The following is a 14,227-nucleotide window of genomic DNA, read 5'->3' as shown; positions in this document are numbered from 1 at the left end:
GCATGGGGATGTTGCGACCCTTTCTGCAAACAGATCAGTGCCAAAACCACATACTGCTGTGCCCGTTTGCCGGTGCCAGCGGCGGAGCATTTCACAACTGGCGCGGGCTCGACGAACCGGGCCTGGACCTGACGCTGGCGATCTACCCGGGCCGCGATCAACGTATGCACGAGCCTTGTCTGCGTCATGTACAGCCTCTCGCCGAAAGCCTTGCTACCGAAATTCAGGCGATATCAGCCACACAACGCCAGCCCCTGATACTGGCCGGGCACAGTATGGGCGCGCAGGTTGCCTTCGAAACCTGTCTGTTGCTGGAACAGGCAGGCACGCCACCCGCAGGACTGGTTTTGTCGGCCTGTCATGCCCCCCATCTGAGCGGCAGGCGCCTGCTCAGTCACCTGGACGACCAGCATTTTATCGAACAATTGGTGGCCATCGGTGGTGTCAGCCAGGCGCTGCTGGCAAACCCGGACCTGCTGGCACTGTTCATGCCCTTGCTGCGTGCCGATTTTCAAGCCACGGAAAGCTATCACCGTCCGTTGCATCCGAGTCGTCAGCGCCTGCAGACGCCGACCCTGTTGCTGCATGGCAGTCACGACCCCGAAGCCGATCAGGACGAAGTCAGTGCCTGGCAGCACTGGCTGTGCGGCGAATCTCAGCAACACGTCATGGCCGGCGATCATTTCTACCTCACGCAACGCCCCAGAGCTTTCGCCACGCGCGTGCTGACGTTCATCGAGCAGAGCATCAGCCCTTTCCATCCGTAACGGGAAACGACCATGCACACCGAACATCTCTTTGCAGACCCGCTACACGCCTTCGCCGACCAGACTCTCCCGCAACGCCTGCGTCGATGGGCGAGCCAGCACGGCGCACGTACCGCGCTGGTCGCAGGTGCTGTGCGCCTGAGCTATGCGCAACTGGACCTGCAAGTCGACCGTCTGGCCGGAGGCCTTTCCACGCTGGGTATCAAGGCCGGTGACCGGGTCATGCTGCAACTGCCCAACGGCGTCGGCTTTGTCTGTGCATTCTTTGCCACGATGAGGATTGGCGCGGTGCCCGTATTGGCCATGCCCACCCAGCGTGCAGAGGACATCGCGGCCCTTTGCCGATTGGCCGAGCCGGTGGCCTACCTGATTCCCGATCGGCTTCGGGACTTCGATTTTCGAGACATGGCCGCCGGAATTATCGAACATCAGCCCTCACTGATGCATGTCATCGTCGACGGCGAACCAGGACCGTTCAAAGCGATGTCGGCGCTGGAGGCGCCCTGCCCGGCCGATCCCATGACAGACCCGCGCGACATGGCTCTGCTGCTACTTTCGGGCGGCACCACGGGCACCCCGAAACTGATCCCGCGCAGCCATGCCGACTACGCCTACAATTTTTCCCTCTCGGCCAGACTTTGCGAGCTGGACAACGACAGCGTATATCTGGCGGTGCTACCGACCGCACACAATTTCACCCTCGCCTGCCCCGGCGTGCTTGGCAGCCTGGCCGCAGGTGCAACCGTGGTGCTGAGTGACAGCGCCAGTTGCGACGTGGCCATGCCGTTGATACAACGTGAAGGTGTCACCCATGTGGCGCTGGTTCCGCCGCTGGCGCAGCTCTGGGCTCAGGGACGCGACTGGGAAGACAGCGACCTGTCCAGCCTGAAGCTGCTACAGGTCGGAGGATCGCGACTCGACCCGGCACTCGCTACACAGGTACTCGAGGCACTGGACTGCCAAGTGCAGCAAGTGTTCGGCATGGCTGAGGGCTTGCTGTGCTACACCCGGCCGGACGATCCGCTGGAGGTCGTGCTCAACACTCAGGGACGGCCGCTGTCGCCGTTCGACGAGGTTCGTCTGGTCGATGCCGACCTGCACGACGTTGCTCCCGGCCAGACCGGCGAACTGCTGACCCGCGGCCCCTACACCATTACCGGGTATTACCAGGCGGCAGAACACAACGCGCGCAGTTTCACCCGCGAGGGCTACTACCGCAGCGGAGACCTTGCGCGCTGGACGCCGGACGGCAACCTGATCGTCGAAGGACGTATCAAGGAGCAAATCCAGCGCAGCGGTGAAAAGATCTCGGCGACACATATCGAAAATCACCTTACAGCCCTGCCTGACATTGAATCGGCGGTGGTGGTCGCCGTGCCGGATTCGCTGTTGGGCGAGCGTATCTGCGCGTTCATTCTGGGCGACAAGCCAACGGGTGCAGCGCAGCACATTCGCGACCAGTTGCATCTGCACGGGCTGGGCGAAAACAGCCTGCCTGATCAGTTCGAGTGGGTTGCTGCGTGGCCACTGACGGCCGTGGGCAAGATCGACAAACGCCAACTCGCCGTTCTGGCCCAGTTAATCCGGGAGTAACCCATGAGTGTTGTGAAGTCTGCACCTGAATGCGAAAACCTCGGCGATATACGTCAGGGCATTGATGAGCTGGACCGGCAGATTGTGCACATCCTTGCCCGGCGCCTGACCTATGTGCAGGCCGCTACCCGCTTCAAGGCCAATCGACAGGCTATTCCGGCACCCGAGCGGGTGCGCGCAATGCTTGAAGAGCGACGCCAGTGGGCCAGCGATGCCGGCTTGCCCGTCGATGAGACTGAGGACTTCTTCAAGGATCTGATCCACTGGTTCATCAACCAGCAGATCACCCATTGGCAACTGCTGAACCCGGAGGATGAGTCATGAATCGACTGCCGTCGTTCAGCGGTCTGCAGGGGTGCCTGCAGACCGCCCGGGCGCAAGCCAGCTCCCGTCAGCTTCGAATCCTGGCGTCGTTTTCCACACCCTCGCCTTACGTCGAACCGCTCGGATTATTCGCCGCCAATCGCGAGCAGGTTCAACCAGCTTGCCTGTGGCGTGTGCAGGCACAGGATCGCTATCGTATCGGCCTTGGCCTGGCGCATGAGTTCAATGCCGGGCCTGCGGACAGTTGGCAGACGCTGGAAAAACGCTGGCGGGACATGGCAGCGACTGCGGTGGTGCACGGCGAACATCGCCCTACCCTGTTCGGCGGGTTTGCCTTCGACCGACGGCAGCCTGCGACACGGCTATGGCGCGACTTTCCCGAGGCGGCATTGACACTGCCGCGCTTCGAACTTCATGAATCCGATGGCCGGACTCAACTGATCGTCAATGTGCTGATTGATGAGCGCAGTGATTGCGGGCAACTGGCCAGAACGCTGGCAGACGAATGGACTGGCATTCTTCAACGGCCCTTGCCCGGTGGACCCAGGGCAATGGATCGATTCGTGCGTTTGTCCATGGCCCATCTATGGAAACAGGACGTGCTTCACGCGGTCGGCCGGATCAAGCGTGGCGGACTGAAAAAAGTCGTCCTGGCCCGCTCTCAGAATGTTCCCGTGGCCAATCCGCTGGAGCAGGTCATGCAATACCTGACGCTCAGGCAGCCCAATGCCTACCTGTTCGCGTTCGCTCGTGGCAGCAGTTGTTTTCTGGGTGCATCGCCTGAATGCCTGTTGACCGTGCAAGGCGACCAACTGCAGACCATGGCCCTGGCAGGCACCGCGCCACGCGGAACGACCAGCGCCGACGACGTGCGCCTGGGTGAACAACTGCTGGCCAGCGATAAAGACAATAGCGAACACGCCATGGTGATCGACTGCATCAGACAGGGTCTGGCTGAACATTGCCTGGAACTGGACATTGCCCGCCGGCCTCGACTGCACAAATTGCCGCATATCCAGCATCTGCTGACCCCTGTCAAAGCGACCCTCGCCTCGAATGCCAGCCTTTTGCAGATCGCCCAAAGCCTGCACCCGACTCCGGCAGTCGGCGGCCTGCCGCGCCGTGAGGCGCTGGACTATATCCGCAGCCATGAACAACTCGACAGAGGCTGGTACGCAGCGCCGATCGGCTGGCTGGACGACCAGGGCAACGGCGAGCTCGCGGTCGCCCTGCGCTCGGCATTGCTGAACGGACACAGAGCTACCCTGTTTGCAGGCTGCGGGCTGGTTAGCGGTTCCGAGCCGGAAAGCGAGTACCGGGAAAGCGATCTGAAAATGCAAACCATGAGGGAGGCATTGGGGGAGTCGTCCAACGAAGCGTTATGGATGTAACCGAACGCAGACTGCCTACCTGACCGACGCCGCGCCCTGCAGAAAAAACTGGATCAACAGCGCGCTCATCCCCGCGCGCGCCACGCGGCCACGGCGTTCGGCGTCGACCAGGCCGGACAGCAGCGACGCGAACATCTCGGTAAGAACAGTGGCACTGATGTCGATTCTGAACAGCCCTTCGCGCTGGCCGCGTAGAAAAAATGTGTCGAGGGCGTCGGAGTAAGGCAACCAGCGGCCACCGCCGGAGCTTTCGTCAAGCGAGTCAGGACGCCACTGAAACACCAGGAAGACCAGCATTTCGCGGTGCATGAGGTGGTTTTCCACCAGCCGCTGAAACGCTTCGAGCGGTGGAGCGTTCTGCAGGTCCGCGTCGACGACCATTTGATTCATCAGGTCCGAGGCGTGATTGAGCAGCATCTCCACGAGGTTGGCACGAGTACCGCAAAAGCGGTTGAGCGTCGCTTTGCTTACACCAGCCGCCTGAGCAATATCCTTGAGCGTACCGTTGGAGTGGTCAACCAGCGCAACGGCCAGGGCCTTCAGAAATTTATCGTCAGCAGCAGGTAATTCCATTGGGGTACGTCTTCAACTCGTATAAGTGGCGGGCAGCGCATTGTGCAGAAACATCGCTGAGTTCTCAAAGCCCCTACACAATTAGTCACCAAAGTCTCACATGAGTCAATATTGACTCACGCCTGTTCACAGTGGATCATTCGCGGCTTTAGCATCTGATGGGCTGCGGCCGGGTGAATGATGAGTAGTTTGAGCGAATGGCGTGTCATGCCTGCGATAGCACTGCTGGCCGCATTGGGTCTTGCTGGGTGCGAACAGAAACAGCCGCAGGATCATGCTGCCTCTGCGGCCCCCAAAGAAGTGGAAGCCATCACCACCAAAGCCGAATCTTTCACGGTCGTTGACGAACTGCCGGGCCGTATCGAGCCGGTTCGTGTGGCGCAGGTACGTGCCCGTGTGGCCGGGATCGTGTTGACCCGCAACTTCGAGGAAGGCGCCGACGTGAAAGCGGGTGCGGTGCTGTTCCAGATCGACCCGGCACCGTTCAAGGCCGCACTGTCCAAGGCTCAGGGGGACCTGGCACGCACCGAAGCCACGCTGTTCGAGACACAGGCCACGGTTAAACGCTACGAATCGCTGGTGGAAGTAGAAGCCGTGAGTCGCCAGACCTTCGACACGGCCCGCTCCGCACTGCAAAACGCCATCGCCGCTAAAAAATCTGCTCAGGCTGACGTGGAAACGGCCAGACTGGACCTTGGCTATGCCACGGTCAAGGCACCTATTTCGGGGCGGATAGGCCGCGCAATGGTCACTGAAGGCGCGTTGGTCGGTCAGGGCGAAACCACATTGCTGGCAACCATTCAGCAACTCGATCCGGTCTACGCCGATTTTACCCAGCCAGTCGCCGACGCCTTGCAGATGCGCGCCGCTATCCAGGAAGGTCGCTTGCCCAAAGGAGGAGAAGGCGCGTTGTCGCTGAGCGTCGACGGCAGCGATTATCAGAGCACCGGCACCCTGCTGTTTACCGATGTCGCCGTCGACCGAACGACCGGCCAGGTCTTGTTGCGGGCCCGTTTTGCCAACCCGGGAGCGGTATTGTTGCCGGGCATGTATGTGCGTGTGCGCACACCGCAACGTGTCGACAGCAATGCCATTCTGGTGCCCCAGCGGGCGGTCCAGCGCTCCAGCGACGGCGCAGCACGCGTGCTGGTGATTGCCCGGGACGGCACGGTCGAAGCCCGCCCGGTCAAAACCGGCGCGATGCAGGATTCGCGCTGGCAGATTACCGAGGGTCTGAAAGCCGGTGAACAGGTCATCGTCGGCAACATGACCGGGCTCAATCCCGGTGACAAGGTCGCCCCCAGATCGCCATCCGCTCAACAGCAGGCCAAAGCGCAATAAAAGCCGCCTTCAGCGCGATCGAGGATCACCGTCCATGTCTCTGTTTTTTATCAAACGACCCAACTTTGCCTGGGTACTGGCCCTGTTCATTCTGCTGGCCGGCCTGATGGCCCTGCCCGCCTTGCCGGTGGCGCAATACCCGGACGTCGCGCCGCCGCAGATCACCATCACTGCCACCTACCCCGGCGCATCCGCGAAAGTGCTGGTCGATTCGGTGACCAGTGTCATTGAGGAAGAGCTGAACGGTGCCAAGGGGATGCTGTATTACGAGTCGACCAGCAACTCGACCGGCAGCGCCGAGATCAACGTGACATTTGTACCGGGGACCAACCCGGACATGGCCCAGGTCGAAGTCCAGAACCGTATCAAGAAAGCCGAAGCACGTCTGCCACAAACCGTGCTCAGTCAGGGTCTGCAAGTCGAACAGGCCAGTTCCGGGTTCCTGATGATCTTCACCCTCAACTACACGGGCAACTCGGTCGACAAGGACACGGTCGCACTGGCCGACTATGCAGCGCGCAACGTCAACAATGAAATCAGCCGGGTGAACGGTGTCGGCAGGCTGCAATTCTTCGCCGCCGAAGCGGCGATGCGGGTCTGGATCGATCCGCAGAAGCTGGTCGGTTTCGGGCTGTCCATCGACGATGTAAATGCTGCCATACGGGCACAAAACGTACAGGTCCCAGCAGGCAGTTTCGGCAGCAGCCCCGGCTCGTCATTGCAGGAGCTGACCGCAACCCTGGCAGTCAAAGGTACGCTGGACAACCCGGAAGAGTTCGGTCGCATCGTCCTGCGCGCCAATGAAGACGGCTCAGCGGTGCATTTGTCCGATGTGGCGCGGGTGGCTGTCGGCAGCCAGGATTACAGTTTCGAATCACGTCTGAACGGCCAACGCGCCGTGGCCGGTGCGGTGCAACTTTCACCGGGTGCCAACGCAATCGAGACCGTCAAAGCGGTCAAGCAGCGGCTCACCGAGCTGTCAGCCAACTTCCCGGAAGGCGTCGAGTTTTCGGTGCCGTACGACACCTCGCGCTTTGTCGATGTGGCCATCGACAAGGTGATCTACACCCTGATCGAAGCCATGGTGCTGGTATTTCTGGTGATGTTCCTGTTTCTGCAGAACATCCGCTACACGCTTATCCCGACCATCGTGGTGCCGGTGTGTCTGGCCGGGACCCTGGCGATCATGTACCTGCTGGGCTTCTCGGTGAACATGATGACCATGTTCGGCATGGTGCTGGCCATCGGTATTCTGGTCGACGACGCGATTGTGGTGGTAGAGAACGTCGAGCGGATCATGGCCGAAGAAGGACTTTCACCGGCAGCCGCAACAGTCAAGGCAATGCAGCAGGTCTCCGGGGCGATTTTCGGTATTACGCTGGTGCTGGCCGCGGTGTTTCTGCCGTTGGCGTTCATGGGGGGCTCGGTGGGGGTGATCTACCAGCAGTTCTCACTGTCACTGGCTGTGTCGATTCTGTTCTCGGGCTTTCTTGCCCTCACTTTTACCCCGGCGCTGTGTGCCACACTGCTCAAGCCCATCCCGGCCGGTCACCATGAGAAGCGCGGTTTCTTCGGCGGATTCAATCGCCTGTTCGGTACATTCACCGACCGTTACGAGCGCGTCAGCTCCAGCATGATCAAACGCGCTGGGCGCTACATGCTCCTGTACGTCGGTATCGTCGGTCTGCTGGGCTTCTTCTATCTGCGCCTGCCAGAATCATTTGTACCCGTGGAAGATCAGGGCTATCTGATCATCGACGTGCAACTGCCTCCAGGGGCGACCCGGTCGCGTACCGACGCCACCGCGCAGTTGCTGGAAAACTACATGCTGTCACGCGAGGCAACCGGTGCAGTGACCATGCTGCTGGGGTTCAGTTTCTCCGGCATGGGTGAAAACGCAGGTCTGGCGTTCCCGACCCTGAAGGACTGGTCGGAGCGTGGCAAGGACCAGTCGGCGGGTGCAGAAGCGGCGGCCTTCAACCAACACTTTGCCGGGCTTGCCGACGGCACGGTGATGGCGGTGACACCACCGCCTATCGAAGGCCTGGGGACCTCCGGCGGCTTCGCACTGCGCTTGCAGGACCGCGCAGGGCTCGGCCGTGAAGCGTTGCTGGCGGCGCGCAACGAATTGCTGGGCAAAGCCAATGGCAACCCGAAGATTCTCTACGCCATGATGGAAGGCCTGGCCGAGGCGCCACAATTGCGCCTGAACATCGACCGCGAAAAAGCCCGTGCGCTTGGTGTCAGTTTCGAATCGATCAGCAATGCGCTGTCCACGGCGTTCGGCTCTTCGGTTATCAGCGATTTTGCCAATGCCGGACGTCAGCAGCGGGTGGTGGTGCAGGCCGAGCAGAGTTCGCGGATGACCCCGGAAAGCGTGCTCAAACTCTACGTACCCAACAGCAGCGGCACGCTGGTGCCGCTGGGTGCATTCGTTTCGACGCACTGGGAGGAAGGCCCGGTGCAGATCGCCCGTTACAACGGTTACCCCACGTTCAAGATCGCTGGCGACGCTCCGCCCGGTGTCAGCACCGGCGAGGCGATGGCGGAAATCGAGCGGATCGTATCCGAACTGCCGCAAGGCATCGGTTACGAATGGACCGGCCTGTCCTATCAGGAGAAGGTCGCCAGTGGCCAGGCCACCGGGTTGTTCGCCCTCGCTCTGGTGGTGGTGTTCCTGCTGTTGGTCGCACTGTATGAAAGCTGGGCCATCCCACTGGTAGTGATGCTGATCGTGCCCGTCGGTGCACTGGGTTCGGTGCTGGCAGTCACCGCCGTGGGCATGCCCAACGACGTGTATTTCAAGGTCGGATTGATCACCATCATTGGCCTGGCCGCGAAAAACGCGATTCTCATCGTCGAATTCGCCAAAGAGCTATGGGATCAAGGCCATTCGCTGCGTGACGCTGCACTTCAGGCTGCGCGGCTGCGTTTTCGGCCGATTGTCATGACCTCACTGGCTTTCATCCTCGGCGTTGTGCCCCTGACCCTCGCCACCGGCGCAGGTGCCGCGAGCCAGCGTGCGATCGGCACCGGCGTTATCGGCGGGATGCTCAGCGCCACATTGCTGGGCGTTATTCTGGTGCCGATATTCTTCGTCTGGGTCCTGTCAGTGCTGCGTCGCAAGCCACATGTGCAGCAGGTTGCCGACGATGCACACTTGGCGCAGAAGCAGTAAACGCCATTCTGACGTCGGGCCGACGGCATCAGTCCCATCGGTCCGCCGTTGGCCCGGGGCCGGATGGCCGGTCTGCCGATGCCTTGACGCGGGTCCAGGCCGGTAGTGTGCTGGTCGCTATTTCCGATGCCACATTCACCCGGTTGCGGCCCTGTGACTTGGCACCATACAGCGCACGGTCGGCAAGCTCGATCAGGCCGCGCTGGTCGAGTTGCCGATCAGTGCCGATGAATGTGGCCACACCGAGGCTGACCGTGACAATGCCAAACGGGCTGGCAGGGTGATCGATCCGCTCATTGCGAATAGCATGCAGAATGTTCTCGGCAACCTGACGAGCACTCGACTCATCGCTGCCGGGCAGCACCACCGCGATCTCTTCACCGCCGTAGCGGGCGGCAACATCACCGGGGCGGCGGATGCATTGCTCGACCACTCGGGCAAGGGCCACCAGGCACTCGTCACCGGCCAGATGACCGTAGTGATCGTTGTAGCGTTTGAAGTGATCGGCATCGATCAGTATCAGTGACAACAGGCTACGCTCACGTCTGGCGCGCTTGAATTCGACTTCCAGAAATTGATCGAAACGTCTGCGATTGGCCAGCCCGGTGAGCTTGTCTTCAGAAGCAATGAACTCCAGATGCTGATTCAACTGGATGAGGGCTGCCTGGGAGTCAAGCAGCTGGTCTTCCGCCCTTATGCGGCTGTGTATGTGCCCGATCAAGCGGATGCCGAGGCCTACCACCAGCCCGAGCAGCACCAGCATGACCAGAATCGACTGTCTGGTCTGGCCCAGCCAGTCGAGCATGGCCTCTTTCTGACCCAGCGCGACCACCGTGACAATCGGGTACACGTCGCTGCGCTTGAATGCATAAAAACGGGCAACACCGTCGATTCTGGAAACGAACTGAGTGGTGCCGAAGGGCCGGCTGTGTTCAGAGGTAAAAATCGGCGTGGATGAAAGGTCACGGCCGATTTCAGCTTCCAGGTGGGGATAGCGGACACGCAATTGTCCAGCTGTGGACGTCAGGCTGATGACACCGGTTTTTCCAATCTGAATATCCGAATAGAACTTCAACAGGTGATCGACACCGATGGTCACGACCATCAACCCGGCAAAACTCGAATCAGGGTGATTGATGCGCCTGCTGACCGATATGACCCACTTGCCGGAGGCTCGGCTGCGAATTGTCGGACCGATGTAAGGTGCCTTGCCAGCATTCTGCAAGTGATGCTGGAAGAACTCGCGCTGGGCACTGTTAACGCCAACAGCCTTGGGATTGGTTGAAAAGGTGCAAATCCCGTCGGCGTTGTACAGCGAAACGGTATCGATTTGCGGCAGCGCGCCCATTTCTCGGGCAATGACCCACCTGAGGCGCTCGATCTGCTCAGGCCCGGCACCGTCTTTTTCGACGCGCTCCGTCAGGCCGATCAGCATCAGCTCGCTTTGTTTGAAAATGCCGTCTGTGTAAGTGCTCAGCGCCCCAGCCAGATTGATCGTACTGGTCTGGATGTTCTCCAGCGTGTTGCGGCGCGCGGTCCATGCTTGCCAGGCCATCAACATCACCACGCAGGCGCACACTACGAAGATCAGCCATGACGCAAGCCGAAGGTCGCGTTTCAAAACTTGCCTCCACAACAGGTGAGAACCAGTGCATCTGGTTTTACTGAAAACCGCACCTGATTGCTCAGGGGCCATCGACAATCCTTTTCGCTATCAACTGCCATTGTCGGCAAGCGCTCGGCCATACCTGAAGGTCTGACATCGATAAAGCATGCCAGAGAGTGACATCATAATGCCACGCACAGCGATCTATTGGTTGATTGGGGTTCAACATACGCAGGCAGGCGCGCACTGGATCACAGTGGCACCTGATTTTCTGAAGGGGCTTTTTTTGCTGGAGTGGTAAGCGAAGCTCGCTTACCGGGCACGACAGGCTAAATGCGTTCGTCAGCCTCAGGCTGTGGCAGCGACGGGTTTGCGCAGTGTTGCGGCTTCCAGCTCACGCACTAAAGGCAGTACATGCTCGCCGAAATAGGCGACCTCTTCCTGGAAGTGCAGGAATGCGGAAAGCACCAGATCGACGCCCACGGACTTGAGTTCGACAATGCGCTCTGCAATCTGGCGTGGCGTGCCGATCAGGTTGGTCTTGAAGCCATCGTTGTACTGGACCAGATCCTGAAAAGTGGATTTGGCCCAGTTACCCTCGCCTTCCGGGCTGGCCTTGCCGGCCTGTTTCGCGGCATCGCCAAAGGCATTCACGGCCTCCGGATCGGCCTTGTCGACGATCTCGGCCAGCACGGCACGCGCCTCTTCTTCGCTATCCCTGGCGATAATGAAAGCATTGACGCCGATCTTTACCGAATGGCCGTTTGCGGCCGCCTTCGCCCGGATGTCATCAACCTGTGCCTTGATGCCTTCCACCGTGTTGCCGTTGGTGAAGTACCAATCCGAAACCCGGGCTGCCATGTCCCGCGCAGCGCGCGAGCTGCCACCCTGAAAGACCTCGGGATGAGGACGCTGGATCGGCTTGGGCTTGAGGGTGTAATCGTGAAAGCGGTAGAAGTCGCCCTTGAACGTAAAATTGTCGGTGGTCCAGATGCCCTTGAGGGCGCGTATGAACTCTTCGGAACGCCGATAGCGCTCGTCGTGCTCCAGCCAGGGTTCACCGATGGCCTGAAACTCGCCCTTGAACCAGCCACTGACGATATTGACCGCCACGCGCCCGGCCGTTAGCTGGTCAATGGTCGCCAGTTGCTTGGCGGCAACCGATGGCGTCCACGGCCCGGGCAATATCGCCGCAATTACCTTGAGCTTTTCGGTGGCCGCCAACAAGGCATGGCTGAATGCCACGGATTCGTGCTGGAATTCGGCACCATAACCCGCGGTGAAGCGGATTTGCGTCAGTGCATACTCGAAGCCGGACCGCTCGGCTATCTGTGCCAGCTTGCGGTTGTAGTCGATTGTCCAGCTGGTGCGCTGTTCGATCTTGCTGACGACCAGGCCACCGCTGACGTTCGGCACCCAGTACGCAAATTTAATGGAAGATTGGCTCATATCGGCACTCCTCTGACTGCGGCTTCCCGAGCGCATTAGTCGAACGGGCTTGCAGAACTGCAGAGCAGCAACCGTGCCAGATGATTAAATGTATATGCATCAATCAGTTAGCGTGGCTGTCTCGCAGCGTCAACTGTCCGTACATCGGCAAGGTGTAGAAGCACTGTTGGCAGGGCAACAGCCCCTGCTCGATCCGCTGACACGCGTGTCACCTTATCTCGGCAAAGACAAACCGACGGAAGGCATTCTGCTCCGCTATTCAGAATCGCTTGACCAGAGTAAATTTTGGATCCAATGAAACCGCATTCATCCGCAGGAGCACCGATGAAATTGCATGCCTGTTTTCTGGCCTTGATGATCCCCGCACTGTCGGCGCATGCCGAAGGCAAAACCATATCCGTACCTCATGATCCCACCGGGCAGCACGCGCTGGTCGAAAAAAGCGGCAACGCGAAAGAACGAGTAGTGATCACTCGGCGCGACGGCCTGCTTGGGGTGATCTACTCCAAGCGCGTCTACAACTGCGCCAATCACACGGTGAACCTGGTGGGCACCGGTTCTACTCTTGAGATCATGGAGCAGGCTCGCGCCGTCAGCGGCATGGGGCCGGTGATTCGCGATTCCACAGCCGACTACATCGAGTCAGAAGCCTGCAGTTGATCTCGCCCTGAACCGGTACATCGATAACCCTGACTGAATGCAAAGCGCCCGAAAGCACTTCATAAGGCAATACCGTTCACCTAGGCAGATTTGTATTTCAGCGCCGCCACGAACCGGCAGTGCAACCGGAAAAACATGAATCTTTTGTAATAACCCTGCCGAAATGCAATACATATTTATATCCAATCGGTTGTCGAGCTGTACTTAAATCGATTCCATTCACAACCAAGGATGGAATCATGAATATCTCCAACACGGCCAATACCTGGCTCAGTCAATTCAAAATAGAAGTCACCTCCAACGCCAACCGCATTTTCGGTAATGGCAGACAGCAGCTTGAGGCCACAGTCTCTGTCTCGCCTCGTGGAAATGGAACGATCACCACCGAGCAGCTCAACTCCATCACACTGGTCACCTTGGGCGATGACGGGGTTTATCGAGAGCTGACCCATGAACTTCACATGTCCCGGACCAGAGATACACTTTTTGAATACTATGCGGCGTCCGGTTCTGCCCCGCTTGCTCACCTGGAACTAAAAGGCGCCGTTCTTCGCCAACGCTTTTACATTTCCTCTTCCCGGGCCGGCGGCTCGCTGGACAGGGTCTATGCCCGTATCTCGAAGAACGCAGACACTCACCATGTTACTGACGGGGGCGCTTTCAACTCTTCGATCATCATCGAATCGCTTACTCCTTTGCGCTATGAACATGAGGACTTTGTTGTCACCCGTGAGGACACGGTATCCAAATATGATACTGACATAGATATCTATTACCTGTCATTCAAAGCCCCTGGCCGCCGAATCATTAAGTCGATCCCGTACGACCCGGTCTGGTCGAGCATAGACGTCTGGTCCACTCAGGCCAGCAGGCGCAGAAAATCGCGATGGCCCTCCGCTGCACAAGTCAGTCCATCCGGTGGTGAGCAGACACCACGGCACCACAGCTATTACAGTGACTGTTATTCACGGCAGACATCCGTCACGGGGACAGACTACCGCTTTTATTACATTCACTATGCGATAGAAATGGGCACCGCGCTAACGCTCAGAATTAAAGACAGCACCATTACCGTAAATAATAAACCGGGCCATATGAACTTTGTTCGAGCCAAGACGTACTACGGTCCTTTTGAAAGCCCGCCAAACGAATATCGTCAACAAAGCCGATGGGGATTACTGGACCCGTATGGTAATGAAACACGTATTGAGCTGACTCAGGGTGATAGTGGCAACACCATAGCGTTCAAACGCTACGACTGAATCCATAAGCACGCTAATAGTATGGAAATCATGCCGCCGCCTGATGCGTCTACGACACGCACCGGCGGTGCATTCATCACTGC

General features: G+C 59.2%; 12 protein-coding genes. 9 read left to right on the top strand and 3 right to left on the bottom strand.

Features of this window, described 5'->3' with window-relative positions; all coding sequences use genetic code 11:
- The first annotated feature begins 2 nt into the window (after positions 1–2).
- Genes MME58_RS12005 through MME58_RS11990 form a run of 4 tightly spaced genes read left to right on the top strand, consistent with a single transcriptional unit; the run spans position 3 to position 4,075 of the window.
- Positions 3–767, top strand: a complete 765-nt coding sequence (locus MME58_RS12005; RefSeq protein WP_054988060.1) for a thioesterase II family protein — start codon at positions 3–5, stop codon at positions 765–767.
- A gap of 12 nt (positions 768–779) precedes the next feature.
- Complete coding sequence (ybtE, locus tag MME58_RS12000; RefSeq protein ID WP_055005987.1) at positions 780–2,360, top strand: yersiniabactin biosynthesis salycil-AMP ligase YbtE; 1,581 nt, start codon at positions 780–782, stop codon at positions 2,358–2,360.
- A gap of 3 nt (positions 2,361–2,363) precedes the next feature.
- Positions 2,364–2,684 carry an isochorismate lyase gene (locus tag MME58_RS11995; protein ID WP_054988058.1) on the top strand — a complete coding sequence of 107 codons (321 nt, stop codon included), beginning with the start codon at positions 2,364–2,366 and terminating at the stop codon, positions 2,682–2,684.
- Entirely contained in the window at positions 2,681–4,075 is a 1,395-nt protein-coding gene (locus MME58_RS11990) for an isochorismate synthase (RefSeq protein WP_055005986.1), read from the top strand. Before MME58_RS11995 ends, MME58_RS11990 begins: the two co-directional genes overlap by 4 nt.
- A 15-nt stretch (positions 4,076–4,090) precedes the next feature.
- Here MME58_RS11990 and MME58_RS11985 read toward each other — a convergent pair whose 3' ends face one another.
- A complete protein-coding gene (locus MME58_RS11985; protein ID WP_054988056.1) occupies positions 4,091–4,648 on the bottom strand; it encodes a TetR/AcrR family transcriptional regulator in 558 nt (185 codons plus the stop codon).
- A 180-nt stretch (positions 4,649–4,828) separates the two neighbouring features.
- On the opposite strand from MME58_RS11985, the gene MME58_RS11980 reads away from it, so the two are divergent.
- Entirely contained in the window at positions 4,829–5,989 is a 1,161-nt protein-coding gene (locus MME58_RS11980; protein WP_054988055.1) for an efflux RND transporter periplasmic adaptor subunit, read from the top strand.
- 34 nt (positions 5,990–6,023) lie between these two features.
- Positions 6,024–9,167 (top strand): efflux RND transporter permease subunit, encoded by a 3,144-nt coding sequence (locus MME58_RS11975; protein WP_054988054.1) that lies wholly within the window; start codon positions 6,024–6,026, stop codon positions 9,165–9,167.
- Between the two features lie 28 nt (positions 9,168–9,195).
- Here MME58_RS11975 and MME58_RS11970 read toward each other — a convergent pair whose 3' ends face one another.
- Both MME58_RS11970 and sfnG read right to left on the bottom strand, forming a co-directional pair.
- The gene (locus tag MME58_RS11970) at positions 9,196–10,788 is read right to left on the bottom strand and encodes a sensor domain-containing diguanylate cyclase (protein ID WP_055006587.1); all 1,593 of its coding nucleotides are present in this window, start codon (positions 10,786–10,788) and stop codon (positions 9,196–9,198) included.
- A 333-nt stretch (positions 10,789–11,121) separates the two neighbouring features.
- The gene (sfnG, locus tag MME58_RS11965; RefSeq protein ID WP_055006588.1) at positions 11,122–12,222 is read right to left on the bottom strand and encodes a dimethylsulfone monooxygenase SfnG; all 1,101 of its coding nucleotides are present in this window, start codon (positions 12,220–12,222) and stop codon (positions 11,122–11,124) included.
- 88 nt (positions 12,223–12,310) lie between these two features.
- Between sfnG and MME58_RS11960 the strand changes: the two genes are divergently transcribed.
- From MME58_RS11960 to MME58_RS11950, 3 genes are all read left to right on the top strand, one after another.
- Positions 12,311–12,520 carry a hypothetical protein gene (locus tag MME58_RS11960; protein WP_055006589.1) on the top strand — a complete coding sequence of 70 codons (210 nt, stop codon included), beginning with the start codon at positions 12,311–12,313 and terminating at the stop codon, positions 12,518–12,520.
- A 26-nt stretch (positions 12,521–12,546) separates the two neighbouring features.
- Positions 12,547–12,882 (top strand): hypothetical protein, encoded by a 336-nt coding sequence (locus tag MME58_RS11955; protein WP_054988051.1) that lies wholly within the window; start codon positions 12,547–12,549, stop codon positions 12,880–12,882.
- Positions 12,883–13,121: 239 nt separating this feature from the next.
- Entirely contained in the window at positions 13,122–14,144 is a 1,023-nt protein-coding gene (locus tag MME58_RS11950; RefSeq protein ID WP_055006590.1) for a hypothetical protein, read from the top strand.
- The last annotated feature ends 83 nt before the right edge of the window (positions 14,145–14,227 follow it).

Origin of the sequence: Pseudomonas syringae pv. tagetis (genome assembly GCF_022557255.1) — a bacterium.
Classification (GTDB): domain Bacteria; phylum Pseudomonadota; class Gammaproteobacteria; order Pseudomonadales; family Pseudomonadaceae; genus Aquipseudomonas; species Aquipseudomonas caricapapayae.
Note: the sequence above shows the minus strand (reverse complement) of the source record. Positions and strands in the feature narration are given on the sequence as shown.